At 66.6% G+C, this 25,453-nt stretch carries 28 protein-coding genes; 9 read left to right on the top strand and 19 right to left on the bottom strand.

Annotated elements, in window-relative coordinates; translation table 11 throughout:
• Positions 1–3 precede the first annotated feature (3 nt).
• The 4 genes from ASF79_RS17760 to ASF79_RS16195 form a co-directional block, all read right to left on the bottom strand.
• On the bottom strand, positions 4–1,380 hold the full coding sequence (locus ASF79_RS17760; protein ID WP_235500799.1) for a glycosyltransferase family 2 protein: 1,377 nt from the start codon (positions 1,378–1,380) through the stop codon (positions 4–6).
• The gene (locus ASF79_RS17755; protein WP_055857004.1) at positions 1,377–2,384 is read right to left on the bottom strand and encodes a glycosyltransferase family 1 protein; all 1,008 of its coding nucleotides are present in this window, start codon (positions 2,382–2,384) and stop codon (positions 1,377–1,379) included. The genes ASF79_RS17760 and ASF79_RS17755 overlap by 4 nt, the downstream gene beginning before the upstream one ends.
• Complete coding sequence (locus ASF79_RS16200) at positions 2,381–3,325, bottom strand: WcbI family polysaccharide biosynthesis putative acetyltransferase (RefSeq protein WP_156366307.1); 945 nt, start codon at positions 3,323–3,325, stop codon at positions 2,381–2,383. Before ASF79_RS16200 ends, ASF79_RS17755 begins: the two co-directional genes overlap by 4 nt.
• Before the next feature lie 156 nt (positions 3,326–3,481).
• The gene (locus tag ASF79_RS16195) at positions 3,482–3,979 is read right to left on the bottom strand and encodes a VOC family protein (RefSeq protein WP_055856999.1); all 498 of its coding nucleotides are present in this window, start codon (positions 3,977–3,979) and stop codon (positions 3,482–3,484) included.
• A 105-nt stretch (positions 3,980–4,084) separates the two neighbouring features.
• Here ASF79_RS16195 and ASF79_RS16190 point away from each other — a divergent pair, with 105 nt between their 5' ends.
• Positions 4,085–5,065, top strand: coding sequence for a helix-turn-helix transcriptional regulator (locus tag ASF79_RS16190; protein ID WP_055856994.1), 981 nt, complete (start codon positions 4,085–4,087; stop codon positions 5,063–5,065).
• Here ASF79_RS16190 and ASF79_RS16185 read toward each other — a convergent pair.
• Positions 5,052–5,600 carry a TetR/AcrR family transcriptional regulator gene (locus ASF79_RS16185; RefSeq protein WP_156366306.1) on the bottom strand — a complete coding sequence of 183 codons (549 nt, stop codon included), beginning with the start codon at positions 5,598–5,600 and terminating at the stop codon, positions 5,052–5,054. The two genes, ASF79_RS16190 and ASF79_RS16185, sit on opposite strands and share 14 nt — an antisense overlap.
• A gap of 84 nt (positions 5,601–5,684) precedes the next feature.
• On the opposite strand from ASF79_RS16185, the gene ASF79_RS16180 reads away from it, so the two are divergent.
• Positions 5,685–6,608 carry a ketopantoate reductase family protein gene (locus ASF79_RS16180; RefSeq protein WP_055856992.1) on the top strand — a complete coding sequence of 308 codons (924 nt, stop codon included), beginning with the start codon at positions 5,685–5,687 and terminating at the stop codon, positions 6,606–6,608.
• 27 nt (positions 6,609–6,635) lie between these two features.
• Here the strand turns inward: ASF79_RS16180 and ASF79_RS16175 are convergent, their stop codons facing one another.
• On the bottom strand, positions 6,636–7,676 hold the full coding sequence (locus ASF79_RS16175; RefSeq protein WP_055856986.1) for an NAD(P)/FAD-dependent oxidoreductase: 1,041 nt from the start codon (positions 7,674–7,676) through the stop codon (positions 6,636–6,638).
• Positions 7,677–7,839: 163 nt separating this feature from the next.
• Here ASF79_RS16175 and ASF79_RS16170 point away from each other — a divergent pair, with 163 nt between their 5' ends.
• Positions 7,840–8,169, top strand: coding sequence for a DUF7882 family protein (locus ASF79_RS16170; protein WP_055856984.1), 330 nt, complete (start codon positions 7,840–7,842; stop codon positions 8,167–8,169).
• Here ASF79_RS16170 and ASF79_RS16165 read toward each other — a convergent pair.
• Both ASF79_RS16165 and ASF79_RS16155 read right to left on the bottom strand, forming a co-directional pair.
• Positions 8,166–9,083, bottom strand: coding sequence for a bacteriorhodopsin (locus tag ASF79_RS16165; protein ID WP_055856982.1), 918 nt, complete (start codon positions 9,081–9,083; stop codon positions 8,166–8,168). The genes ASF79_RS16170 and ASF79_RS16165 overlap by 4 nt on opposite strands.
• A gap of 247 nt (positions 9,084–9,330) precedes the next feature.
• Positions 9,331–9,699 (bottom strand): MerR family transcriptional regulator, encoded by a 369-nt coding sequence (locus ASF79_RS16155; RefSeq protein ID WP_055856980.1) that lies wholly within the window; start codon positions 9,697–9,699, stop codon positions 9,331–9,333.
• A 195-nt stretch (positions 9,700–9,894) separates the two neighbouring features.
• Here ASF79_RS16155 and ASF79_RS16150 point away from each other — a divergent pair, with 195 nt between their 5' ends.
• Positions 9,895–11,415, top strand: a complete 1,521-nt coding sequence (locus ASF79_RS16150; RefSeq protein ID WP_055856976.1) for a SulP family inorganic anion transporter — start codon at positions 9,895–9,897, stop codon at positions 11,413–11,415.
• 12 nt (positions 11,416–11,427) lie between these two features.
• Here the strand turns inward: ASF79_RS16150 and ASF79_RS16145 are convergent, their stop codons facing one another.
• A complete protein-coding gene (locus ASF79_RS16145; RefSeq protein ID WP_235500797.1) occupies positions 11,428–12,312 on the bottom strand; it encodes a CPBP family intramembrane glutamic endopeptidase in 885 nt (294 codons plus the stop codon).
• 69 nt (positions 12,313–12,381) lie between these two features.
• Here ASF79_RS16145 and ASF79_RS16140 point away from each other — a divergent pair, with 69 nt between their 5' ends.
• Positions 12,382–12,804: a hypothetical protein gene (locus ASF79_RS16140; protein WP_156366305.1), complete on the top strand. Its 423-nt coding sequence runs from the start codon at positions 12,382–12,384 to the stop codon at positions 12,802–12,804.
• A gap of 35 nt (positions 12,805–12,839) precedes the next feature.
• On the opposite strand, the gene ASF79_RS16135 is transcribed toward ASF79_RS16140, so the two are convergent.
• The gene (locus ASF79_RS16135; protein ID WP_055856975.1) at positions 12,840–13,580 is read right to left on the bottom strand and encodes an SDR family oxidoreductase; all 741 of its coding nucleotides are present in this window, start codon (positions 13,578–13,580) and stop codon (positions 12,840–12,842) included.
• Positions 13,580–14,017: a hypothetical protein gene (locus ASF79_RS16130; RefSeq protein ID WP_055782380.1), complete on the bottom strand. Its 438-nt coding sequence runs from the start codon at positions 14,015–14,017 to the stop codon at positions 13,580–13,582. Before ASF79_RS16130 ends, ASF79_RS16135 begins: the two co-directional genes overlap by 1 nt.
• 60 nt (positions 14,018–14,077) lie before the next feature.
• Here ASF79_RS16130 and sigJ point away from each other — a divergent pair, with 60 nt between their 5' ends.
• Positions 14,078–15,016, top strand: a complete 939-nt coding sequence (sigJ, locus tag ASF79_RS16125; protein ID WP_055857286.1) for an RNA polymerase sigma factor SigJ — start codon at positions 14,078–14,080, stop codon at positions 15,014–15,016.
• Positions 15,017–15,052: 36 nt separating this feature from the next.
• On the opposite strand, the gene ASF79_RS16120 is transcribed toward sigJ, so the two are convergent.
• The 6 genes from ASF79_RS16120 to ASF79_RS16095 form a co-directional block, all read right to left on the bottom strand.
• Entirely contained in the window at positions 15,053–15,946 is an 894-nt protein-coding gene (locus tag ASF79_RS16120; RefSeq protein ID WP_055856974.1) for a DUF808 domain-containing protein, read from the bottom strand.
• A gap of 109 nt (positions 15,947–16,055) precedes the next feature.
• Positions 16,056–17,231 carry a serine hydrolase domain-containing protein gene (locus ASF79_RS16115; protein WP_055856973.1) on the bottom strand — a complete coding sequence of 392 codons (1,176 nt, stop codon included), beginning with the start codon at positions 17,229–17,231 and terminating at the stop codon, positions 16,056–16,058.
• On the bottom strand, positions 17,228–18,217 hold the full coding sequence (locus ASF79_RS16110) for a glycosyl hydrolase family 32 (protein ID WP_055856972.1): 990 nt from the start codon (positions 18,215–18,217) through the stop codon (positions 17,228–17,230). Before ASF79_RS16110 ends, ASF79_RS16115 begins: the two co-directional genes overlap by 4 nt.
• 2 nt (positions 18,218–18,219) lie before the next feature.
• Entirely contained in the window at positions 18,220–19,044 is an 825-nt protein-coding gene (locus tag ASF79_RS16105; RefSeq protein ID WP_055782392.1) for a carbohydrate ABC transporter permease, read from the bottom strand.
• Positions 19,041–20,012, bottom strand: coding sequence for a carbohydrate ABC transporter permease (locus tag ASF79_RS16100; RefSeq protein WP_442853866.1), 972 nt, complete (start codon positions 20,010–20,012; stop codon positions 19,041–19,043). The genes ASF79_RS16105 and ASF79_RS16100 overlap by 4 nt, the downstream gene beginning before the upstream one ends.
• Positions 20,009–21,358, bottom strand: coding sequence for an ABC transporter substrate-binding protein (locus ASF79_RS16095; RefSeq protein WP_055856969.1), 1,350 nt, complete (start codon positions 21,356–21,358; stop codon positions 20,009–20,011). Before ASF79_RS16095 ends, ASF79_RS16100 begins: the two co-directional genes overlap by 4 nt.
• A gap of 168 nt (positions 21,359–21,526) precedes the next feature.
• Between ASF79_RS16095 and ASF79_RS16090 the strand changes: the two genes are divergently transcribed.
• From ASF79_RS16090 to ASF79_RS16080, 3 genes are all read left to right on the top strand, one after another.
• Positions 21,527–22,618 carry a LacI family DNA-binding transcriptional regulator gene (locus ASF79_RS16090; protein ID WP_055856967.1) on the top strand — a complete coding sequence of 364 codons (1,092 nt, stop codon included), beginning with the start codon at positions 21,527–21,529 and terminating at the stop codon, positions 22,616–22,618.
• 120 nt (positions 22,619–22,738) lie between these two features.
• The gene (locus ASF79_RS16085) at positions 22,739–23,077 is read left to right on the top strand and encodes an ArsR/SmtB family transcription factor (protein ID WP_055782401.1); all 339 of its coding nucleotides are present in this window, start codon (positions 22,739–22,741) and stop codon (positions 23,075–23,077) included.
• Entirely contained in the window at positions 23,074–23,772 is a 699-nt protein-coding gene (locus ASF79_RS16080) for a cation diffusion facilitator family transporter (RefSeq protein ID WP_055857284.1), read from the top strand. The genes ASF79_RS16085 and ASF79_RS16080 overlap by 4 nt, the downstream gene beginning before the upstream one ends.
• Before the next feature lie 42 nt (positions 23,773–23,814).
• Here the strand turns inward: ASF79_RS16080 and ASF79_RS16075 are convergent, their stop codons facing one another.
• Entirely contained in the window at positions 23,815–24,798 is a 984-nt protein-coding gene (locus ASF79_RS16075; RefSeq protein ID WP_055856961.1) for an SDR family oxidoreductase, read from the bottom strand.
• A gap of 47 nt (positions 24,799–24,845) precedes the next feature.
• Complete coding sequence (locus tag ASF79_RS16070; protein ID WP_055856959.1) at positions 24,846–25,382, bottom strand: DUF2231 domain-containing protein; 537 nt, start codon at positions 25,380–25,382, stop codon at positions 24,846–24,848.
• Between the last annotated feature and the right edge of the window lie 71 nt (positions 25,383–25,453).

Here is a 25,453-nt window from a genome sequence, read left to right as displayed (position 1 = left end):
TCTCTACGCCAGACCCCAGCCGCCCAGATAGCCCGCCACACTCGGTTCCGTCGTGATCAGCGACAGCCACGGGGCTTGCTCGACTCGCGTGTCGAAGAGCGAATCGTCGCGCCAGCGCGCGCGCCGCACGGCCGCCCGGCTCGAGGTCACCGTCAGCAGCGCGGCTCCGTGATCGTCGGTGAAGACGACCTCGCCGAGGCTGCCCACCCCCACCGTCTCGATCGCCCAGCCGAGCCTGTCGTCGCGCGAGGCATCCGGCGCCAGAACCACAACGGCGTTCTGGATGTCGATGCGCACGCGGGCGCCGCCGGTCACGTCATGCGACGCATCGGCCCTCGCGACGACCCGGGGATCGGCGCGCAGAATCGCGGGCACCGGCCCCGGAACGACGATGCGCGCATGCGGCACCGCGGCCAGAACGGAGTCGACGCAGACGAACAGGGCGGCGTCGGAGATCGCCGACGAGACGGTCACGACGACATCGGCACGCTCGATCAGCACGCCCCTCGGCGCGGACTCCCGCACGGCAATCGTCTGGGCAAGTTGGAGGGTCTCGACGTTCTTGAGTCGCTGCCGAGCCTCGGCGGCAGACGCGTCGTCGCGCCCCGCCCAGTCGGCCCCGTTGTGCCAGGCCACCGCGTGCGGAACGTGCGCGAACACTGCTCCCGCGAGCCAGGCGCGGTGCGCCCATTCCCAGTCCTCGCCGCCGTACTGCGTGAACGACTCGTCGAAACCGCCGACCTCGTCGAAGAACCAGCGCGAACAGGCGATGACGGCCCCGATCACGAAGCGATACGAGCGGTTGTCGCTCTCGAGCAGGTTGCCCGAGCGGGCGTACGCATCGGCCAGCCACTGCGGCTCGTCGAGCGCGAACCGGGCAGCGGCGACCTCGAGCGGAGCATCCGCGTCGAACCGTTCGAAGCGCGTGTGCCGGCGACGCCCCACCGCCACTGTCTCGGGGGCCAGCGCCGGGAGCCTCGTGATCGCCTCGACGTAGCCCGGCTCGGGGGCTGTGTCGGCGTCGAGAAAGCACAGGATGTCACCGGTCGCCGCAGTCGCTCCGAGATTGCGGGCGGCGGCGAGACGAAAACCCTCATCGGGCTGCCGCAGAAGCCGGGCGCCGTGAGACATGCGCGGCTCCTCGTCCGAACCGTCGTCGACGACGATGACCTCGAGCCGGTCTGCCGGATGCGTCTGCCTGGCCAGGGCGGCGAGCGTGCGATCGAGCTCGGCCTGCTGCTCGAAGTGCACGACCACGACAGAGACCGTGGGCGGCACAGCGGGCACGACTCCGTCGAGCTGATTCCACTCGTTGCCCCGGATGCCCGCGCCGAAGGGCGGCCTGCTCGCGCCGGGCACGAGCGGAGCGTCGATGGTCACCACGTGACGCCGTCCCACCACGCGAGGTAGGCGGAGGCGACCTCGGAGACATTCGGCGAGGTCACCGCACCCTCGTGCAGCCAGGTCGACTCCGGAGCCGTGAGCGCAGTGACGATGCCCGCCGCGAGATCGCGTGTGCTGTCGAGCACGGTCACCGTTCCGGGTCGACGTTCGGCGATTTCGCGTACGTAACGGCCATCGATGACGAGCGGCCGCCTGCCGGATGCTATCCAGGTGTTGATGCTGCCGGATGCCGAGAAGTGGCGGTGCGCGGCGACGCCGACCGATGCCCGGCGCGAGCGCTCGATCAGCTCGGCGTCGTCGAGGTAGCCCGAGACGTCGAGCCTCACGCCGAGCCGCTCGGCCAGCGACGCGAAACTGTCGAGGTCGGCCTCGTGGCCCTGCGATGCGCGCCCCAGAATCGAGAGCCAGGGCCGCAACTCGGTCGTGTCGGCGATGTGCGCGACCGCGCGCAGCACCTCGAGATGCCCCTTGCCGGGGTAGTAGAAGCCGAGGACCGCGATACTGCCGTCGGGTTCGGGGCGCTCTCCGACGCGCGCCTGCTGGTCTACCGGAAGCGGGATCACGTGCGAGCGGCCTGTGGGATCGGTGAAGTCTCGCAGCACGTCGATCTCGTGCAGGCTGTTGAAGACCGCGCCCTGCGAGGCTGCCAGCACGCGCCGGTAGCAATCGCTGCGTCGAGCGAAGTTCACGGCGCCGTCCGACGCCTGAGGTACGTCGTGGAACGTCACGGTGAGGGCCGTGCGGGCAGCCAGAGCCTCGATGCGCTCGGCGGCGTCCTCCGGCGAAGTTCCCCAGAGGCGGTCGGTGAAGTGGATGTGCGTGCGCGGTGGGATGACGCCCGCGCGCAGAGCCTCGCTCGGCAATCGCAGCGACGCGCCCGTGAGCAACTCGACCGCCGCACCGACCACCGAGGAGTACTGCGAGACTCCGTGCTGCGCATCCGGGGTCACGATGAGGGCCGGCACCCGAGCGACGATCACGCGGCGGCCAAGATCTCGAGGGCTCGACGGTGACGGGCGAGACCGGCCTCGACGGCATCCGGATGCTGGGTATACCACTCGACATGCGCCTCGCGCACGTCGGCGTCGGCCACGACGGCTCCGCCGACGACCCAGTCCAATGCGGGCTCGTCGTCGAGATCGAAGGCCTCGATCACCGCCGCCAGCCGGGGCGCGTGCACGCTGTCGAGAAGGGCGCGACCGGGGTCCACCGAGTGCTCGACGAGCCCGGCGCGGTGTCGCACGCGCTCCGCGACCGCGGCGAAGACCGCGTTGCCGGGGTGGTTCAGGGTGCGCATCTGCGCGAATCCGGGCCGCGCGAAGAGATCGGAGACGCGCACCGTGTCGAACGTCTCTTCACGCCGGGTGAGTTCGGCGATCGAGTCTGCGGCGATGGCGCGCACCGCCTTCGGCGTCACCGCCGTCGGCATCGTCACTCGTTTGGATGCCTCGGCCAGGGTCCGCAGGTCGTGATAGGCCACGATGGGCGGCACGAGCGAGAGGTCGCTCGGGGGTCTGACGATGGCGTGAGTCGGATAGAGGCCCGCGAAACGGATGACCGGGAAGACGACGGTGTTCGCTTGTGCAGCGAGGCGACTCGACAGTTGCCGCAGCCCCAGGGGCAGCTCGTGGTAGTCGTCGCGCACCGGCTGCGAGACGAGCAGGGTCGTGCGCTCGAGCAGGCGATCGAGGAAGGGCAGGTCGGCCGCGGTGAGCTCGTGCACCGGCGGAATGCGCACAGTGTGCAACCCCGCACCGTCGAGCATGATGCGCAGCGACTCGGCCTGACAGTTGCCCATGACCACGGCGACGCCTGCATCGGAGTCGGCCTCGGCGCCAGGCACTGCATGCCCGTAGAACTCGCCGAAGTGGAGGGTGCGGCCGTCGGGCTCCTGCCCCATATCTCCGCGAGAATCGTCCACGTTGTCCATGCTCCCAGTACGGCTCGCAGAAGCGAAAAGACGAGGAGGCGATTGCGCCGACGCGCGAACGCGGATAGGGGCGACGAGATGTCGCGAATGGCGCTCAGCTCGCTCCGAAAGCCACCATCTGCGACACCTCGAGCCGCCCTCACACGACTACTCCGCGGGGTAGGCGGCCGCCACGTCGAGAATCCAGGTCACCCCGAAGCTGTCGGTGAGCATGCCGAAGCCCGGGCTCCAGGCCGAGACGGCCAGCGGTTCGACGATCGACGCGCCGACCGACAGCGCACTCCAGTAGCGCTCGACCTCGGCGAGGGTCTCGCCGCGCACCGACACGAAGAACGGCTGATCCGTTAGGGTCATGCCGTTCTCTCGGCGAGTACCGCCGCCGGCGACGGTATCGGCGGCGGCCGCGCGAGCGGCATCCGGGGCCCCGCCCACCTGGCCGGGAATGTCGTACGCCATGACTCGGAAGCCGCCCTCGCTCTCGACCTGACCGAAGACGACGTTCTGCGCGCCCGGAGCGTCGGCGGGCATGCCGAAGTCGCCGTAGCTGGCGATCGTGAGGCTTCCGCCGAAGACCGATTGGTAGAACTCGAGGGCCGCTCGGGCCTGACCGGTGAAGTTGAGGTGGGTCGTGGTGGTGATGCTCATGACTGCTCCTGGTGTGAGTAAGGTGACGTCGCGAATGTTCGACGGTTCCCACTGTCACAGCCGTCTAGGACAGTTTTCGTCCTAGACCAGAATTAGGATCGTCGCATGGCCTCGACGTCGCGATTACTCACCCTGCTGTCGCTTCTGCAGACCCGTCGCGACTGGCCGGGAGCACTGCTGGCAGAGCGACTCGACATCAGTCACCGCACGGTGCGCCGCGACGTCGACACGCTCCGTGAGATGGGCTACAGCATTCGCGCCACGATGGGGCCGGATGGCGGATACCGCCTCGACGCGGGCAACGAACTGCCGCCGCTACTGTTCGACGACGACCAGGTCGTCGCGCTGGCCGTGGCACTGAAGGCAGCGACGGTCAGCGGCGTCGCGATCGAGGAGGCAGCCTTGCGCGCGCTCACCACTGTTCGGCAGGTCATGCCGTCGCGGCTACGACACCGGCTCGACGCGCTCGAGTTCGAGGCGCTCGCCGCGGCGCCCGGTCGCGCGGCGTCCGCTTCGGTGACACCGGATGCGCTCATCGCCCTCTCGGCGGCGGTGCGTGGGCGCGAGGTGCTGCGCTTCGACTACGTGCGGATCGGGGAGGGTGACCCGGCGCTGCGGCGAGTCGAGCCCCACCACCTGATCACCTCGAACGCCCTCTGGTATCTGGTGGCCTGGGATCTGGAGAAGAACGGCTGGCGCATCTTCCGGGCCGATCGCATCCGACCCCGAACGCCGACAGGCCCGCGATTCACACCGCGGCAGGTTCCGGGCGGCGACGCCCGCGGGTTCGTGGCGGCCCGATTCAAGGGATCCGTGAGGGCGGACGAGTGGCCGTGTCGCGGCACGGTTCTGCTCGACCTGCCCGCCCGCGACGTGGTTCCGTTCGCGGGCGACGGCGTGGTCGAAGACCTGGGCGAGCGCTGCAGTCTCGAGCTCGGATCGTGGTCATGGGTCGGACTGGCCGCCTCGTTCGCTCGCTTAGACGCGCCGATGAGGGTGGTCGGCCCGCCCGAACTCGCGTCTGCGTTCGCCCAGCTCGCCGGGCGTTATGCGTCGGCCTCGGGAGGTGAGGTCAGACCGTCCTGAGACCGTTGATGAGCAGCTCTATTGCGGCTCGCGACTCCGATGCCCAGTGGGGGCGATCGGCGGCTGAGCCGATACCGTGCAGCACGATCAGTACCGCTCCCGCGGCGACATCGGCACGAACGGCGCCGTCTGCCGCAGCGCGGGCCAAGAGATCGGCGACGGTACGCTCGAGCTCGCTTCCGCCCTCGGCCTGCACGGCCGGGTCGACGACTGCCGCGAGCGTGCGGGCGAGGCCACCATGCGCAACCAGGTACTCCACGAAGCCGCGCAGGAAAGCCTCGAGGTTGTCGACCGCCGACCTCGACGGGTCGCGAGCCTCATCGAAGAGGGCGGTCATCTCGCCCTCGTAGACGGCCGCGGCCAGCGCCTCTCGAGTGGGGAAGTGCCGATAGAGCGTTCCGACTCCCACTCCTGCGCGCGCCGCGAAGTCGTCGAAACGAAGCTGCTCATCGCGATCGAACACGTCGCGAGCCGCAGCCACGATGGCATCGCGGTTGCGTCGTGCATCCGCTCGTAACGCTCGCACCTCAGCCACGATGACACTCCTCGTTGACAAATGGAGACAGTCTCCATATTCTCCTAAGTGGAGACTGGCTCCATCTTATGGCGGGAGTTCTGCATGCGCATTCTGATGTTCGACCGCGGCGTCATCGCGACCATCTACGGGCGGGCTTTCGCAGCCGCGGGGCATGACATCGAGTTCTACGTTCGCCCGGGTCGCGCGGCCGAATACGGCGACGAGGTGCGCCTCGACTGGATCGATGGACGCCGCAAGCCGTTCGGTCGTCGGGTCCGCGAGTCGTTCCGAACCACGCTGAGGGAATCCCTCGAGCCGAGTGACGGCTTCGATCTGGTGGTACTCAGCGTCGGACATCATCGCCTTGCCGAGGCCGCCGCGTTCTTGGCTCCCCGCATCGACTCGGCCACCGTGCTGGTGCTCGGCAACGTCTGGCAGGAGCCCCTCGCCGCGGTCGCGCCGCTTACCGCCGACCAGGTCGTCTTCGGATTTCCCCAGGCGGGCGGCGGCTTCGGCAGCGACGGCGTGCTGTCGGCCGCACTGCTGCCATCCGTCGTCGTCGGCGCGTCGGGGCCAGAGCGCACCAGGCGAGAGCAGCAGGTGCACTCCGCCTTTCTGCAGGCGGGTCTCGCCGTGAGACAGCAGAACGACATGCGAGGGTGGCTGTGGCTGCATTTCGTGGCCGACGCCGGTATGTTCTCCCAGGCCCTGCGCAGCGGGTCTCTCGCGAACATGGCCGGAGACCGCCGCGCCTTCCGCGGCGCCTTCCGAACGACTCGCGAGCTGCTCCCCTTGCTCGAGGCTCGCGGCGTCGACATGAGAAGGCACCGTGGAGCCCTTGTCCCGTTCAGGATGCCGTCCGTGATCGCCACCGTGTCGGCATGGATCACCGCACTGGTACCGATGGCGCGCCTCAGCCTCGAAGCGCACACCGACCCGCACGCCGAGGAGGCTCTCGCCGTGCTCGCCGATACTGCGCGCGAGGCGCGACGGCTCGACGTTCCCATTCCGCTACTCGAGCCGTGACCCCGGCGGCGATCGCCTCGACCGACCTCAGATTCCGTGCCGACGGCCGCCGAGAACAGCCTCGGAAGCCTTCGCCTCCATGGCCGAAGAGAACGGCTGCGCCCTCGTCGCGACGGCCCGCGCCAGGTCTGCGGCCGCGAGGTCGCCGTGCGCCGCAGCTCCCGCCATGACTCCGGATCCGGCCGCGGCGGCCACCATCGCCATGGGCTGGCCCGTGTTCCCCGCGACGAAGACACCGGGCACGGCCGTCACTCCCCGTGGATCGCCGTCGACCTGCTCTCCGAACGGGGTGAGCGTGCGCTCCCCACCGAGCGCCTCGTAGAGCTCAGTTCGCGCCATGAACCGGGGCGCGACCACCACGGCGTCGATCTCGAACGAGCGACCACCGTCGACCTCGACGGCCTCAACTTGCGTGCCCTCGACGGCGAGGCGCTGCACCCGAGGGGTGACGACGCTCACGCCGAGCGCGGCGAGCTGCTCCCACTGCTCGTCGCTCGGCTCCGGCGCATCGTGCAGAAAGAACGTGACATCGTCGCTGAGCTGGCTGAACAGCAGAACCTGGTGCATCGAGTTCTCGCTGCGACCGATCACGGCGATGCGCTGGTCGCGCACCTCCCATCCGTGGCAGAACGGGCAGTGCAGAACGCTGTGCCCCCAGGCCTCCCTCACCCCCGGAATGTCGGGCAGATCGTCGATCAAGCCGGTGGCGAGAATCACGCGACGAGCCGAGAGGCGAGTGGCCCCGCCATCGATCTCGAGCGTGAAGTCGTCCACGACACCGGATGCGCCGGTCACGAGGCCGTTCACGATGCGCACGCCGTAGGCCTCGGCTTCGGCCCGGCCCCGCGCGAGCAGCTCGAGCGGAGCAATGCCCTCGTGCCCGAGGACATTGTGCGCCCCTGCTGCCGGCGCGTTGCGCGGCTGCCCCGCGTCGACGACGATCACGGTGCGGCGAGAGCGGGCGAGTGCGATGGCCGCCGCGAGGCCGGCGGCACCACCTCCGACCACCACGACATCCACATGGTCGGTGAGGGCTGGAGCTACGACAGGCAAAGGGGAGTGAGTCATGTCATCAACGCTATGCGCACGTTGGCCCTTGCGCATTACCTCTTGCGCATAACGCAAGACCAGAGCAATTCTCGGCCGGTGATCGACATGAGACCACCCGGGCCTAGACTCAGCCCGGGGGCCGCATCCCATACCTGGTGCACACCTCGGAAACGGGTCCCTCATGGGCAAGATGCTGTACGGCAACCCCGACATCGTGATCGACTTCGACGATCGAGCCCTCGCCCACTTGCAGATCGTGATCGGCGCGAAGCTACGCCGCCACGAGAGCTTCTTCCTCTCGTGGCGCGACGACGAGTCGGTCGGCAACGGGCGGTCGGCGATCTGGATGGACTCCGCGATTCCGCTCTACTTCAAGTTCTCCGGCAGCAAGATTCCCGCGATCAATCGCGATTGGATCCGCATCTTGAGCGACTCATCGAACAGTGGGCAGGGCCTGATCTTCTCGGCCGAGCCAGGGATGCCGGCGGCGACACCCCGCGGGCACGTCTAGATCTGATCCATGTCGAGATCGTCGTGCGACTCGGGCGTCTTCGCCTCTGACGAGGTGGCCCGGGTCATTGACGGACGCGCCCGACGTCTATGCACGGACGCCCCCTCGGCGAGATAGACCTCGCGCGGCATGCCGGCGTCGGACTGCTTCTCCGACGCGATCCAGATCGCCTCGGGATGCATGTCGTCACCCGTGCGCACATCTTCCGCCGTTCGCAGCTTGGCGATGTGGTGGATCAACCCGCCGAATCCGACCTTGACCACGACATCGGTGACACAAAGTACGACCTGAATGACCGTGGTGGCTGCGCCGCTCGCACCCAGAAGAGGAATCAGGTAAACGATCGGATAGATCACCCAGCCACCGAGAAGAACGATGGTCGCTCTCTTCAGAGCGACGCCGCTTGCGGGGGTGAGCTTCGGCAATGAGGCGCGCACCGCTTGGATCAGCACGAGGTTCGTCGCGATCCAGAAGATCGCGCTAACACATCCCCAGGTCAACAGTGCTTCGACACTCTCGCCGTCGCCGATCACGAAGGCGCCGAGAAAGCCGGCGAAGATCATGAGGAACGCGCCGGCAACCGCCAGCGCCTGCGTTCGTCGAGCGACCGCACCGGCAACGGCGCACACCGCCAGCAACTCGACCGTGAGCAGCGGAACCGTCACCGACCAGTCCATGTAGCGCGGCAGGAACGCATTCGCGGCCTCGGAATTCGGAATGTAGCCCGATGGGGTGTGGTCGTACCCGCTGAGGAAACCGACGATGAGCAGCACATAAGAGAGCGTCGCCACAGCGAGCAGACTGAGCCGCGAGACGGTCGCCGTACGAAACCGCGAACCGATCTCATGCTGAGTCACCCACGCCCGAATGAACCCGGCGAAGAGCACGAGTCCGGCCACGACCAGCGCGTACAAGATGAGCGTGTGTTCAGATTCCGTCAGCGTCGAAGACCAGGGGGCGGCCAAGAGGCTTGCGGAGGGGAGGAACGAGGAGATGGAGTACCAGGGCTCTCAATGGGGGGCCCGTGGATGCGGGCGTTCGAGCACATGCGGCACGTTCGCGTACGTGCACACAGTACGCCCGGCCGAGCGCTGCCCCTAATGACCTTTGCCCGAGCGGATGCCGGTGGCCCGCCTCAGGCGGTGATCACGTCGGATCAGATCATCGCTTGCGGAGCAGGTCGACGAACTCGTCGGCCATGTCGAGCTGCCGCTGGAGCTTGTCGCGCTGCTCGGTGGCACGCTCGATGAAGAGCTGGAGCTGCGATCGCAGGGCAGGATCGCCCGCGTCGTCGTCGAGCACGTCGATGATTCTGAGCAGCGCCGCCATCTCCTCGAGCGCGAAGCCCAGCGGCTTCATCCGGCGGATGAGCATCAAGCGCGCGCAGTCGCGCTCCGTGTAGAGACGGAAGCCGCCGTCGGTTCGGCCAGACGGCTTGAGGAGGCCCACCTCGTCGTAGTGCCGGATCGTGCGCAGCGACAGTTCGGTGCGCTCGGCGAGCTCACCGATATGCATCATCGGCTCGGGCATTTCGGGGTCCATGAACACTTCCTCATCAAAACAACCCTTACGTTAGGGTAGAGTTGCCGGTGCTCCTGCTGTTCAGCACCAGCACACACTCTTGCCACCATTCTCGATCACGAGCACGGTGGAGCGCGCAACGGGGCGCCGAACGAGGCACACCCACCGGCCGTCTGCGGATGGCCCCGCTCAGAGGAGACAGCCATAGCTATCGCCCAGAAATCAGCTTCACCCATTCGCTACAGATCCGACCCGTCGGTTCTCACCGCACTGAAGACTCCCCGCATTCTCATCCGCGAGGTGCTCGCAGGGTTGGTCGTCGCGATGGCACTTATCCCCGAGGCCATCTCGTTCTCGATCATCGCCGGAGTCGACCCGGCGGTCGGACTGTTCTCGTCGTTCGTCATGGCCGTCTCGATCGCGTTCCTCGGCGGCCGGCCCGCCATGATCACCGCCGCCACCGGCGCGATCGCGCTCGTCATCGCTCCGGTCGCCCGCGACCACGGCATCGACTACTTCATCGCGACGGTGATTCTCGCCGGTATCTTCCAGGTGCTGTTCGCTGTGCTCGGCGTCGCCAAGCTGATGCGGTTCATTCCGCGCAGCGTGATGGTCGGTTTCGTGAACTCGCTCGCCATCCTGATCTTCATCGCGCAGCTGCCCCAGCTGCTCGGCGTCACCTGGCTCGTCTATCCGCTCGTCGCCGTGGGCATCCTGATCATGGTGTTCATGCCTACGATCACGAAGGTGATTCCGGCCCCGCTCGTGGCCATCGTGCTGCTCACCGCAGCGACCGTCGTGTTCGCGCTCGACGTGCCGAACGTCGGCGATCAAGGCGATCTGCCTCGCAGCCTGCCCTCGCTGTTCTTTCCCGACGTGCCCCTCACCTGGCAGACGTTCACGATCATCGCGCCGTACGCGGCGGCCATGGCCGTGGTGGGCCTGCTCGAATCGCTGATGACGGCGAAGCTCGTCGACGACATCACCGACACCCATTCGCGCAAGACCCGCGAGGCGTGGGGCCAGGGAGTCGCCAACGTTCTCTCGGGCTTCTTCGGCGGCATGGGCGGATGCGCCATGATCGGCCAGACCATGATCAACGTGAAGGCGTCTGGCGCCCGCACCCGCATCTCCACTTTCCTCGCCGGTGTCTTCCTCCTGATCCTGGTCGTGGGACTCGGCGATCTCGTGTCGATCATTCCGATGGCGGCCCTGGTAGCCGTGATGATCATGGTCTCGGTGGCGACCTTCGACTGGCACTCGATCCGACCGTCGACGCTGAGGTCGATGCCCGTCGGCGAGACCGCGGTGATGCTCGCGACCGTGGCAGTGGTCGTCGCGACCCACAACCTCGCCATCGGCGTCATCGTCGGCGTGCTCGTGGCGATGGTGACGTTCGCGCGACGCGTGGCCCACTTCGCGACGGTCACCCGTGAGGTGCGCGATGACGAAGGAGCACCGACCGCGTATTACACGGTCGACGGCGAACTCTTCTTCGCGTCGTCGAACGACCTCACGACACAGTTCGACTACGTCGAAGATCCCGAACAGGTCGTGATCGACATGTCGACCAGTCACATCTGGGATGCCTCGACCGTGGCCGCTCTCGACGCCATCACGACCAAGTACGAACGCCTCGGAAAGCACGTGCGCTTCGAGGGCTTGAACGACGCGAGCACATCGTTTCATGGGCGACTCGCCGGCAAGCTCGGCGCCGGCCACTGAGAGCGGTAGAAGTCAGCTCAGAAGTTCGACGCCGACAGGCCATCCGTTCGCAATGACGTGCGCGACGACGATCGCCGTCAGGTTGCGGTACTTCCACCAGAGCACTCCCATAAAGAGCCCGAACGACCCCTGCGCGACGACGACGCGGGCGACGTCGAGAAGGGGCTCACCCGTCGAGTGGGAACCGAGGTGCATCAGAGCGAACATCAGCGAAGCAAGCGCGATGCCCGCCCAGACCCCGAGTGATGCCTCGAGGCGGGTCTGCAACCACCTGCGGTAGAACAGCTCCTCGCCCAGGCCAGCCGTGATGGCGGTCGCCGTGGCGGACACGATGAGGGCGGTGGGGTCGAAGCCCGACAAGTCAGACGCAGGGTTCCACGGCGCGACCTTCGAAAGCACCGTCCAGATCACCACGACGACCGCCGCCGCCCACCAGCGCCACGCCCCTCGAACCCGTTCCAGCCGCACGCCGCGCAGAACACCGACGATCACGGCGGGAATAGCGATGAGGAGAAGGAGCTTCGCGAGCACATAGCCCTCGTTCCCGCCGAGACCGAACACCCCGGAGACGAGGGGGAATGCAACGGCGAGCGCCAGCAGACTCCACGTGGCTGCGGCATGTCGGGACCTGTTCTGGACGACGGCGGGCTGAACCGGAGCCCGCGGCGGCAGCACCGCGGCCAGCGCGATTCCCACGACGGCGGGCAGAAGGACGACCCGCCAGGGCACGACCGGCGCACCAGGGTCGCGCGATGTCGGCGCCCCTCCCGGCAGAGCGACCACGACGATCGCGAGCGACGCCGCGGCGATCACCACGCAGACGATGAGCACCACGCGGCCGAGCGAAGTCGGCTTCATCGAGGGCGAACGGGCGTGCTGCAGCGTGGGTGAAGGCATCGTCACACCCTCGATCATCGACGGGTGCCGACAGCGACGCAACTGCGAGCGGCCCCGAGTTGCCACTAAGTGAGCGCTCGAACCCGCGTGTTGCCAGTTCGAGCGAACCGAACTGTCACCTCGATCGGAGACCTCACGGCCGAACACCTCGCCGGCCTCAGACATCGGATGCGCGAGCGCCGGCTCGGCCGGGGATCCGCCCCGCGGCTCATCCAGGGCCACTCGTTCACAGCGGGGCACCCCGTGGCCGAGGTCGCCGATGACATTCTGGCGGGCCACATCCGCTTCACGACCGGAGCGAACGGGACCGAGCGCGCCTTATTAATTACAGACAGCACGAGAGTGATGCAACTCGTTCAGACCTTCGCAGCTCTGGCCAACACGCTGGTGGCCGACTACGACGCCGTCGACCTCCCGCAACTGTCCCCTGCATCGCGTGCTTCAAAAGCGGTCATCCCGTACAAAGGAGGGGGCTACCATCCCTCGTACTGATGAAGCACGACGATCGTCCTCGGCCTCAGACCGCGCTATCGAGCACGTATCCACTCCGCGAAGGTGAGCGTGCCGAGTTGCGCATCCGGCCCCGGCAGCAGCGCGCCGCTGCGCATGGCGGCACCCATCCCTCCGGGCAGCGGAATCGAGATGATCGGCGCCCGCGACCCCGCGGCCGAGGCAGAGGCTCGCACGAGGTCGATGAGCCGCTCTTCTCGGGGGCCGGCGAGGTCGCGCGCGCGGCCCCGGGCATCCGATTCGGCCAGCTCGACGAGCCGCTCGGCCACCTCACTGGCGGCCACGGGTTGCGTGCGCATGATCGGCACCGCGTGCACGGGCCCGATGCGGCCGCGCTCGTAGATCTGCCCGGCGAACTCGTGAAACTGCGTGGCGCGGAGGATCGACCAGGGAACCGGGCCGTCGCTCACGAGGCGCTCCTGCAACACCTTGCCTGCGTAGTATCCCGACGGGGCACGGTCGATGTTCACGATCGACAGGACGATGTGGTGGGTCACGCCTGCGGTCTCGCCACCGGCCAGCAGATTCGCGGTGGATGCCTCGAAGTACGCCATCGAGGCCGCCTGCGAGGTCGTCGCAATGCTCGAGACGTCGATCACCGCGTCGGCCCCCTCGAGGGCTCGGGCTACGGCCCGCGCGTCGAGCAGATCGACGCCCTGAGCGCGACTCAGAGCGACGACATCGTGTGCGCGTCGGCGCGCGACGTCGACGACGTGCACGCCGACCGCTCCCGTGGCTCCGGCAATGGCGATTCTCATCAGACAGTGTTCCTTTCGGTAGGGGATGGAGTGGTGCGCTCTCGTCGCGGCGCCGGCAGCATGAGCACGATGCCCAGCGCCAGGCTTGCGCCGAGAGAGACGACGTTGCCGACGACGTCGATCACGGCGAGAGGCTCGAGATGCATGAGGTGATACGTCAGGTGCGGAACTCCGAAGACCGTCCAGGCCACTCCGACGACCCGACCGGCATCCGGTGTTCTCGAGAAGATGGCGGCCACGCTCGCACCCGCGAGCGCCAGGTAGAGCGCCCCGACATCGCGGATGAGGTGCTCATTGAAGGGGCCGTCGACGGCGACCCAGATGCGTCCGAAGCCGGGGAACTCGTCGTAGAACGAGCCGGGCCAGATCGCGGCCCAGGCTCCCACGAACATGCCGAGGCCGGCGGTCGCGCCGAGGATGATGCGTCGAAGAGTCATGGTCACACCTCTATGACGATGCAGCCAGGAGAAATGTGAGGTCGCGGCATACTGATGTGCATGACACTCGCCCATGCCGACGAGGCGCAACGAGAGCGGCCACGCCTGCTCGGCATGGCCTTTCGCATGCTCGGCACGTTCGCCGACGCCGAAGACGCGGTGCAGGAGGCGTATCTTCGCTGGCACAAGCTGGGCGACGACGAGCGTCAGCGCATCCGCAGGCCCGCGGCCTGGTTGACAAGGGTCACGAGCCGGGTCTGCCTCGACGAGTTGGGCAGCGCCCGTGCGCGGCGCGAGCAGTATGTCGGCGAATGGCTGCCGGAGCCCCTGCCGCAGAGCCGCGTTCGCGAGTTGTTCGGCGAGCCGAGCGAGACGCTTGGCGACCCTCTCGCCGACCCGCTCGACCGCGTCGAATTCGACGAGTCGGTGAGCACCGCCCTGCTCGTCGTGCTCGAGTCTCTGAGCCCGGCTGAACGCGTGGTGTTCGTGCTGCACGACGTGTTCGCCGTGCCGTTCGGCGAGATCGCCGACGTCGTCGCTCGAACACCGGATGCGTGCCGCCAGTTGGCGACATCGGCTCGCCGGCACGTGCGTGAACGCCGGGAGGGCCAGGTGGCCACGGCCGTGCACGACGAGGTCGTTCAGGCCTTCGTCGCGGCCTGCCGGGGCGGCGACTTGTCGGCACTCACCGCGGTGCTCGATCCCGCTGTCGAGCTGCGCTCAGACGGCGGTGGATTCGTATCGGCCGCCCGCAAGCCGGTACGCGGGGCTCTCAATGTGGCGCGCTTTCTCTTCGGCATCATGGAGAAGCAGCCCGACACCGTGGTGGCGGCCGCGCTCACCGGCGACGGCGTCGCGCTGCGCTTTGGGCCCGGTTCCGGCGATGCCGTCGCCGGGGTGCTCAACCTTGGCGTGCGGCAGAACGACTCGGGCGCCCCTCGGGTCGTCGACGTCTGGATCGCGATGAACCCGCAGAAGCTCGCGCTCTGGCAGGGCTGACGACTCGATCGCCTCGCGCCGGATGAGCCGGCTCGATCAGTGCGCGGCGGAGACCGGCTGGTTGCGGTTGCGCAAACGAGAGATGCCCAGGAGGATCACGACGATGATCATTCCGAGGATCAGCCCGAACACGAATGACACCGCGGTGTCGGCGAGCCAGACGACGACAGGGCCTGCGGCCTCGACCGCGTGCGTGATCACGTGCACCAGGTCGTAGGGCCCGTGCCAGAAGGTCTCTGCCAGGTTCGTGATCACGAGGTGGCCGCCCACCCACAGCATGGCGACGGTGCCCACGATGCTGATGACGCGGAAGACGGCGGGCATCGCGGCCACGACGCGGGCTCCGAAGCGGCGCACACCCCGAGAGGTGCTCTTCATGAAGCGCAGCCCGATGTCGTCGATCTTCACCAGGAGCGCGACGGCACCGTAGACCAGCAGGGTCATGCCCAGGCCGATCACGACGAGTGCGCCGAGCGTAAGCCAGATGCCGAAGTCGGGATCGAGGCTGTCGAGCGCGATGAGCATGATCTCGGTACTCAGAATGAGGTCGGTGCGAATCGCGCCGAAGACGAGTTTCTTCTCGGTCTTCTGCTCTTCCTCAGCGGCCGCGTGATGCACGCCGAACCACTCGGTGACCTTCTCAGCCCCCTCGAAGCACAAGTACGTTCCACCGATGATGAGCAGGAACGGCAGCACCCATGGCGCGAACGCCGACAGCAGCAGCGCGATCGGGATGATGATGACGAACTTGTTGACGAGACTTCCGAGCGCGATCTTCCATACGACCGGCAGTTCGCGGGCGGGGGTGAGTCCCTGAACGTACTGCGGCGTGACGGCCGCGTCGTCGATCACGACTCCGGCGGTCTTGGCGCTCGCTTTGAGCGCGGCGGTCAGAATGTCATCGACGACGGCGAGCAGGCCGACCGACATGGGCGTCTCCTTGGGGTGGGGGCGTCAGACCGCTCAGCGTTCAGCGGGGGTGGATGTCCAGAGTATCGGTCTGCGGCCGTTGCGCCCGGTCGTCGAGAATCCCTGCCGGCTACGAGATGGCCTCCTTAAGCGCGGCGACGATATCCGTACCGCGAGAGTCGACGGCCTCCATCCGGTTTGTGACGAACGCGAAACCGATGCGCTCGTCGGGGTCTCCGAATGCGACCTGGCCTCCCGCCCCGTCGTGTCCGAGGCTCGATTCACCCAGGTACCGTCTCGCTTCGGAGTCGAGCTGGAACCCCATACCCCAGCGAGGCCACGGAGCCGGGGAGTCGAAGAAGGGGGCTCCTTCGGATCGCACGCGGCTCGCGCGGTGGAGCGTCTCGTCGCTGAGTAGGCGCACGCCGTCTGTCTCGGTGACGACCGCGGACCAGATCTTCGCCAGGCCGTGCGCGGTACTGATGCCACCCGCACCGGGTATCTGAGCTGCCTGCACGTCGGAGCGGTTGAACCCCTCGTCGGGCCCGACCAGCGCCAAGGGCAGGGCACCACCGAGGGTCAGGGCACGCACCGGCCAGACCGAGGCTCCCGCCCGCACGTCGCTCTGCTGAGAAGAAACGTGTGTTGCGAGGGTCTCTCCGACCACCATGGTCGCCACCTGGCCGCACCGCGCCGCAGGCAGACCGATCCAGGCGTCGACCGCCAACGGACCCGAGATCAGACGCTCGAAATACTCCCCCGGCAGGAGTCCTGTGACCCGACGCACGAGCTCGCCGGCGAGCCATCCGTGGGTGATCGCGTGATAAGCCCACGCTGAGCCGGGCTCGAACAACGGTTCTTGCGCGGCGAGCAGCCTCGTCGCGCGATCCCAATCGATCAGGTCCTCGGTGGTCCAGTCTTGTCTCGGGGCCGACAGCCCTGCGCGGTGCGACAGCGCGTCGGCGACCCGGGTGTTCGATTTTCCGGCTGCGCCGTATTCGGGCCAGTAGTCGACGACAGGAGCGTCGTAGTCGAGAAGACCGTCTTGCACGAGACGCGCGACCAAGACAGAGGCGAGCCCTTTCGTGCAGGAGAAGATCACGCTCGGCGTGTTCACCCCGAACGGCAGCCCTGCGCCGGAGTCGGCCCTGCCTCCGGCCAGATCGACGACGAGCTCGCCGTCACGCCAGATCGAGAGGGCCGCTCCCGTGTCGGTATCGGTGGCGATCGCCCTCTCGAATGCCTCGCGTACCGACTCGAAACCATCGGCCGCAAAGCCCTCGATAGAGAGAAGGGAGTCTGTCATCGAACTCTTTCTGTCGTGTACGCGACCAGACGTCCGTCGTCGGTCCATCGAAGGGGCAACGGGTCGGAGAGGCGTCCGACGAACTCACTGTTCTGACCCACGTTTTCGAACCCGAGAAGAGCCGGTCCCGTCGGAGTCTCGACGACCCGTCCTGCGTAGAGTTCGTCACCGACGACGAGTTGAGCATCGGCCACGTTGAGGAGCTCTCCCGAGAACGGTTCGTCCCCACCCAGGGCCAGAGCCCACACGCCGCCAGCGCTTCCCCGTCGAGCGCCGACAAGATGTGACGAGTCGCACGAGAAGATGAGCGCCTCCTTGCCGTCGATGCGAACGAGTTGTGGCACCTCGAGATGCGCGAAGCCGGCACCCGGCGCGCTGAGCGGTGCGGCGGCCGTCCACGAGTCCAGGTCTCGCGACGTGGCGTACCCGATCACGCCGCGATCGTCGGGGTCTACCCCGGCCGGCACCTGGCGGCTCCGAGCGGTGATGAGCATATGCCACATGGTTCCCGAGACATCGGGTACCACCCAGGGATCTCGCCAGGCTTCCTCCCGCCACGTCTGATCGGCCAGCGTCTCGTACCAGGGGCGCTCTGCGCTCAGCAATGCTCCGGGGGTCTTGACCCACTCGTGCAGATCGGTCGAGGTCGCCAGCATGATCGTCTCGACGTTCGTGTCCTCCCCCGGTCGCAGATACCGAGAACCGGTGTAGTACATGCGCCACAGACCGGAGGGATCGCGGTACACGCTCCCCGTCCACGTGGCCGATTCGTCGGCCGAGCCGGGCGCCCCGTGTTCGAGTACGACGCCGTGATCGGTCCAGTTCTCATAGTCGACGGATGTCGCGTGGCCGACTGAGGCGTTCCGGTGCCGCAGCTGAGGGTCGGCGAGTGACATCGGCGCACGGAGGTAATAGAGGTGCACCATCGGCCCGTCGATGGCGGTCCAGAAATCCCAGACCCAGAAATCGGGAATCGAGAATGCCATGGTTATCCCTTCACCGCTCCCTGCAGCAGGGCTTTGATGAACTGCCGCTGGAAGATGAGGTAGACGATCACCGTCGGGAGCATAACGATCAGTGATGCCGCGAACAGCAGGGGCAGCGCGTCGATGTATTGCCCCTGGAATGCCCCGAGCGCCCCGGCCATGGTGCGCTTGCTCGGATCGTCCACCATGACGAGCGGAAGCAAGAACTGGTTCCACGTCCAGAGGAACAGCAGGATGCCGAGCGCAGAGAGGGCCGGGGAAGCGAGCGGCAGCTGGATCTGTCTGAACTCCTGCCAGATGTTCGCCCCGTCGACGCGTGCCGCCTCCGAGAGCTCACGAGGCACTCCGACGAAATGGGCGCGCATCCAGAACACACTGAACGGCATGTACAAGCCGATCAACGGGATGATCACCGCCCACTGGGTATTGATGAGCCCGTACGACGTGAACTGGTAGTAGAGGGGGATGATGATGGCCTCGAAGGGAATCGTGAGTCCCACCACCATGCCGACGAGAACAGCGCGACCTCCCGGAATGCGCAGGTTGCCGAGCGCGTAGCCGGCCAGGGTCGAGAACAGGAGCGCGACCGGCACGACGATGATCACGATGAAAGTGCTCGACAGCATGAGCGTTCCGATGTTGCCGAGCTGGAACGCGGTGACGAAGTTCTCCCAGTGCGGATCACTCGGCCAGGAGAACCCGTTCGGGATGCGATCGGGAGACTGCAGCGCTGCCGTCAGCATGCTGGCGAAGGGCAGAAGCGTCAGCACGACGACGACGATCAGCAGGATTCGGCCGACGACGACCTCGGTGCGATTGACGATCATGAGTCACGCTCCCTCGAAAGGCGCTGAATGGGCAGAACCACGATGAGCACGAAGATCAGCAGGACGACGCCGAAGGCCGAGGCCAGACCCACCTGACTCTGCACGAAGGCGAGCCTGAAGATCGCGATACCGGGAACCAGGGTCGACGTTCCCGGACCGCCCTTCGTGGTGGTGTAGATGATGTCGAAGGTGCCGAGTGCTGCGATGACGGTGATCGTCGTGAGAACAGCGATCTCCTGACGGAGTCCGGGCAGCGTGATCGTGAAGAACTCGCGGAACCAACCCGCGCCATCCAGACGCACCGCCTCGTAGAGCGACCCGTCGATCTTGCCCATGCCGGTCAGGAGCAGCACGGTGCAGAGGCCGGTCAGGACCCACGATCCGATGAGTCCGACTGCCGGCAGAGCCGTAGAGAAGTCGGCGAGCCAGGATCGGGAGATGAAGCCGAGTCCCACCGAATTGAGGATCGAGTTGATCGTTCCGGCCTGGGCGTACATCCACGACCACGCGATACCAGCTGCGACGAGCGGCACGATCTGAGGCAGGAAGAGAATCGTGCGGGATGCCGTGGCGAAGGGCCCCTGCTTCATCGTGCGCAGCAGATTGGCGAGCACCAATCCGAAGACCACAGGAATGACCGTGAAGAAGAAGATGAGAACGATCGCGTTGAAGATGGGAGTGAGGAGGGTGGGGTCGGTGAAGATCGAGATGTAGTTGTCGATTCCTACCCAGGTCGACGCGCCGATTCCGTTCCAGTCGTAGAACGAGTACTGAACGGCGGTGAGCAGCGGGTAAACGACGAAGGCGACATAGGCGGCGACCGCCGGCAGCACCATGAGCCACCCGATGTAAGCGGTGCGGCGAGCGAATTGGCTGCGACGGCGGCGAGGTGCGGAGGCGGCCGGCCCGGCCGGGGCGGAGGTGATGACCCCTGCCCCGACCGAGACGTCATGCTTCACAGTGCTCACTTGGCCGCGAGATCCTTCTCATAGAACTCCTGCGTGGCCTTCAGGAAGTCCTCCGGGGTCAGCTTGTCGGTGAGCAGCAGCTGCTCATTCGGCTGAAGAGAACCCTGGTAGATCCCCGCGGTGGAGTTGGCCATGAAGTCCACGAAGCCGTCGTCTGTGGCGACCGTGGCGGAGTTGTTCAGCGCCTGCTCGACGAGGCTGCCCTTCTCGACGGTGGGCAGCGCCTGCGTCGGGTCACCTCCGGGTGAGGAGCCGGTGACGTCGACGACGATTTGGCGCGCCTTGTCGTTGGTCACGATCCAGTTGAGGAAGAAGGCCGTCGCATCCGCGTTCTTCGATTTGGCGGGAATGGTGAAGGTGTTTCCCGCGCCCATCGCCACGTGCTTGCTGTCGGCTTGGGCGGGAGGCATCAAGAAGAACTCCGCATTGCCCGCGCCCAGGCCTGTCTCGACGTTCTGCGCGTCCCAGTTTCCGTCCCACATGAACAGGCCCTGGCCCGAGGTGAAGTTCGAGACCATGGTGGTGTAGTTGATGGCGTTGACGTCGGGCGGCAGGTACCCGGCCTTCGCCCAGTCCTGGAACTTCGTCGTGCCCTTCAGCGCGGCATCCGTGTCGATCGTCGCGCCCGGCTTGTTGTACATCCAGTCGATCAGGTCTTGCTTGTCGCCGTACTGATTGATCAGGGCCTGCAGCACGAAGGTGCCGGTGCCGTCCTGCATTCCGGTCTGGATCGGCAGCACACCGGCGTTCTTCGCCTTCTCAAGGTCGGCCTCGAGCTCGTCGATCGTTGCAGGCGCCTCGGTGATGCCGACCTGGCTCGCGATCGTCTTGTTCATGTAAATGCCCGTGACGCTGAATCCGATGCCGAACTGGTAGAGCGACCCTTCCCCGCGAACACCCGCATCGGTGATGCGGCCTCCGGCCAGCTGGCCCGCCGAGAACTTGTCCCATCCATACGCGTCGAAGTACGGATCGAGGTTGGTCAGCAGTCCGTCTTTCACCGTCGTTCCGATGGTCGACTGCCGGATGAGGTCGGGCGCGTCCGCGCTGGCAAGCAGACGCGGTGTGTTGGCGAGAAGGTTCTGGAAACTGTCACGAACGATGTCGAACTTCACGTTGGGGTACTGCTTGGTGAACTCGTCTGAGAGATCCGAAGTGACGGGAAAGCCCGTCTCGTCTTGGATCTTGATCGTGATGTCGCCGGTCGGGGCCTCTGTACTGACATCGCCACTCGGCGCGGTCGTGGCGGGGCTGCTGCCCGGCGCGCATCCGGCAACGGCGAGTAGAACGGTCGCAGCTGCGGCCGTAACCATCAGCGTGCGGCCGGCACGCGAGCGTGTTCTCATTCTGTGACTCCTTCGTCATGGTCAGTTCTGATGTGCTGCAGTTGGTGTGTTTGGTAAAAGCATTTACCTACATTGGGCATTATCGTTACTCAATCGTCTGCCAGTGTCAAGACCCACGAGCAGACCAGTTGAATCCTGCAGATACGCTTGAGCCGAGGGGAGGGCGCCGTGGCTTCGAAAAGAGCAACACTCGCCGACGTCGCGCGCCTGGCGGGCACCTCACCCACCACAGCCTCACTGATTCTCAACGGCAAACCCGACACCCGATTTTCGGCGGATGCGCACCGCAGAGTGCACGACGCCGTCGCGCAGCTCGGCTACCGTCCCAACATGGGGGCACGAGCGCTCCGCACCGATCGATCTCTTACGATCGGCTTCATCTCAGACGTCGTGGCCACGACGCGATTCGCGAGCGGACTCATTCGAGGCTCGCTCGAAGAGGCCGAACGGGCCGGTCACGTGATGCTCGTTCTCGAAACGGGCGGAGACCCGGCTCGCCAGGAGGAGGCGGTGGGGGCGGTGCTGGATCGCCAGGTCGACGGCATCGTCTTCGCCACCATGCGCGCACGAGAACTCGTCATGCCTTCGCTCCCCGAGTCCACCCGCGTCGTTATGCTCAACGCGACCAGTCCCCAATTCGGGCTCTCGGTGCTTCCCGACGAAGAAGCGGGTGGCAGAAGCGCCGTCGACCTGCTCGTCGCCGCCGGACACACCGACGGTGTCGCCTTGATCGGCCAGAACGATGAAGTCGAAGACGACCTCTTTCGCTCGGCAACCGTTGCCCGACGCGTGCACGGACTGCGGTCGGAGTTCACAGAGCTCGGCTTGAGTCTGATCACCGAGGAGTCGTGCTGGGAGTGGGAGCCCGAGAACGGCTACCGTCTCACCGCCGAACTGCTCGACAGGCGCAGCGATGTGACCTCGTTGCTGTGCATGAACGACCGGCTGGCTTTCGGCGCCTACCAGGCGTGCCAGGAGCGCGGACTCACGGTCGGCCGCGACATCTCGATCGTCTCGTTCGACAACGACGAGCTCGCTGCCTATCTCCGCCCGGGGCTCACGACGATAGGGCTGCCGCACGAGGCCATGGGCCGTCGGGCCGTGCAGCTCCTCCTCTCCGAGGCTGCACCGGGCGAGCGACTGATCGAGATGCCCGTGGTCGAGCGGAGTTCGATCGCCGTCGGCGACACCGAGAGCGCCAGTGCTCGGCTGGCTCGCGAACGACTCAGCGCGCGGCGCGAGAAACGAGACGCAGACTAGCTCTACGCGGTCCAGCTCTGGGCTGCATGGCCATGCCTCAGAGCTACGGACCCAACACGGGCGGCCGCTGACCCTGCAGGCATCGGCGCAATAGTTCACGATTCGCTGTACTATCGAGAAATGCCCACGGCCACCGCAACGCTCTCGCACACCGCAGCTCTCTCCCGGCTGGGTCACGCCCTGGGCGATCCCACCCGGGCCGGCATCCTCTTGGCCCTGCGCGAGGCGCCGGCCTACCCGTCCGACCTCGCGGACTCGCTTCGAGTCTCGCGACAGGTCATGTCTAATCAGCTCGCGTGCCTCCGCGGGTGCGGCCTGGTCGAAGCCCTGCCCGAGGGGCGGCGCACCGCGTACCGGCTCGCCGACGAGCACCTCTCGCCAGCCCTCGACGCGTTGCTGAGGGTCGTTCTGTTCGTCGAGCCCGACTGCTGCGACGGCCCCGGATGCGTGTGCGCATGACGACCGCACCCGCTGCGGTTCCTGAGAGACGACGGCTGCTCCAGCGGCGCATCCGGCTGATCGTCGGAGCGACGATCGCATACAACGTGGTCGAGGCGATCGTCGCCATCACCGCCGGCTCCCTCGCGTCGTCGGCGGCGCTCATCGGTTTCGGGCTCGACTCCGTGATCGAGGTGTTGTCGGCGGCCACCGTCGCGTGGCAGTTCACTCGACGCGACCCCGAGCGCTGGGAGAAGGGCACACTCCGGGTGATCGCGGTGGCGTTCTTCGCCCTCGCCGCCTACGTGACCGTCTCGTCGATCGCCGCCCTCGTCGGCGGTGCTCAATTGGGGCACTCCACACTCGGCATCGTCATCACGGCCCTGAGCGTGGTGATCATGCCCTTCCTGTCGCTGGCAGAGCGGCGCGCTGGCCGCGAGCTCGGGTCGGCGACAGCGGTCGCCGACTCGAAGCAGACACTAATCTGCACCTATCTGTCGGGAGCCGTGCTCGCGGGTCTCGTGCTGAACAGCCTCTTCGGCTGGTGGTGGGCAGACGCCGTGGCAGGGCTCGTGATCGCGGTCTTCGCCATTCGCGAGGGCATCGAAGCCTGGCGCGGTGACACCTGCGCGACCTCCGTCGGCATGCTGCTCGACGACGAGACGACGAGCACGACGAGCACGACGAGCACGACGACTGAGCTCGACGACGACTGAGGAGACGCCCGCGCCCCGACCCGGCCGACCGAGCTGCCAGCACTAGTGGCTCGAGTGCCTCGATTTGTTGACGACGAAGGCGAGCAGCCCGACTCCGAGGGCGCCGACGAGCAGATTGCGCTTCGAGTTGCGAGCCTTGCCGTGCCATCCGCCCGCCACTTCGGCATCGCGGGGGTCGTCGTTGGTCGCGTAGAGGGTTCCGGCCGTCAACGGCGCCATCTCTTTGTGCGACAACTGCATCGCCTCCGTCTGCGCGCTCAGCTGCGCCTCGACGGGTCGCGGCGTGCGGCGGTGCTGACGCACGAGAGTCTTGCCGAGCGCGCCGACGACGATCTCCGGTCGTGGGCGCCCGACCGCGGCGACGATCTTGCGGGCCACGAGATCCGGGCTGTACACGGGAGGCATCGCCACAGGACGCCGACCCGTGTAGTTGGCGGCGTGCCGAAAGAACGGGGTGTCGATCGTGGCCGGCATCACCGTGACCACGTGGATCTTCTTCTGTCGCTGCAGCGCCAACTCGCTGCGCAGCGTGACATCCAGGGCATTGATCGCCGCTTTCGACATGCAGTACGCGGCCGTATAAGGCTGGGGAACCTCGCCCAGTATCGACGAGACGTTGATCAGCACTCCGTGGCCCTGTCGCGTGAATACATCGAGCGCGACCCGAGAACCGTAGACGGCTCCGTACATGTTCACGTCGATGACCCGGCGGAAGTCCGTGAGCGGCACCTCTGTAAAAGTGCCGAAGACCGATGCGCCCGCGACGTTCGCCCACACGTCGATTCGACCGAAACGCTTCTCTGCCGCTCGACCCAGGGCCTGAACAGCATGCTCGTCTGACACGTCAGTCGGCACCGAGATCGCCGTCGCGCCCAGCGACTCGCATTCCTCGACGAGCTCGCGAAGCGCCTCCGAGCGCCGGCTCGCCAACACGAGCGAGTGCCCGCTCTTGGCGAACCTGAGGGCGGTCGCACGACCGATTCCACTGGATGCCCCGGTGACGACCACGACGGATGTGCCTGACATGCGATTACCTCTATCTCCTCGGTGGATATCTCTTCATTGGGGCGTGATCAGTAACCGTGCTGCTGCGTTTCCTCGTCGGCCACTCGCACGCCGTATCGGTAGGTCAATTCGCCGCCCAAGAAGCCCGAGAAGCCGACACAGAGCATGGCGACGAGACTCAGCACGAACCCGGCGACACTCGCCTGATCGGGCTGGGTGAGCCTGACGATGAAGCTGCCCGCGAAAAGCAGAATCGCGACGGTGTTGAAGACCATGTGGGTGAGGGCGATGAGGCGTGCTCTCGTGCCGCTCGTCAGCTTCGAGAGATCCATGAGGCCGAAGAGGGCGGCCAGCAGTGCGCCGACGATGCCGATCGCGACCAGCCACTGTGCCGCAAGCGAGAAGGCCTCAGGCTCCACGCCGAACAGGGCGAGGATGTCGAACACCAGACTCGCGGTCCAGGCGCCGATCGGCACGGTGATCATCAAGGCGTGAAACGGATGCCCATACGGGCCCGCGAGGATGCTGCGGGGGCGCTTGGCCCGTCGCAGAGCCGACTCCTCGTCGGGTAGATGCGGAGCGGTCCAGGATGCTCGTGGACTCATGGTGATCCCTTCGTCTGTTCTGTTCTACCCGCCGCCGACGAGCCGGTTTCGAACCGTTGACAAAGAAGGTG

It is taken from the genome of Agreia sp. Leaf335, assembly GCF_001423605.1.
Taxonomy (GTDB): Bacteria; Actinomycetota; Actinomycetes; order Actinomycetales; family Microbacteriaceae; genus Agreia.
This window is presented reverse-complemented; position numbering and strand designations above follow the sequence as displayed.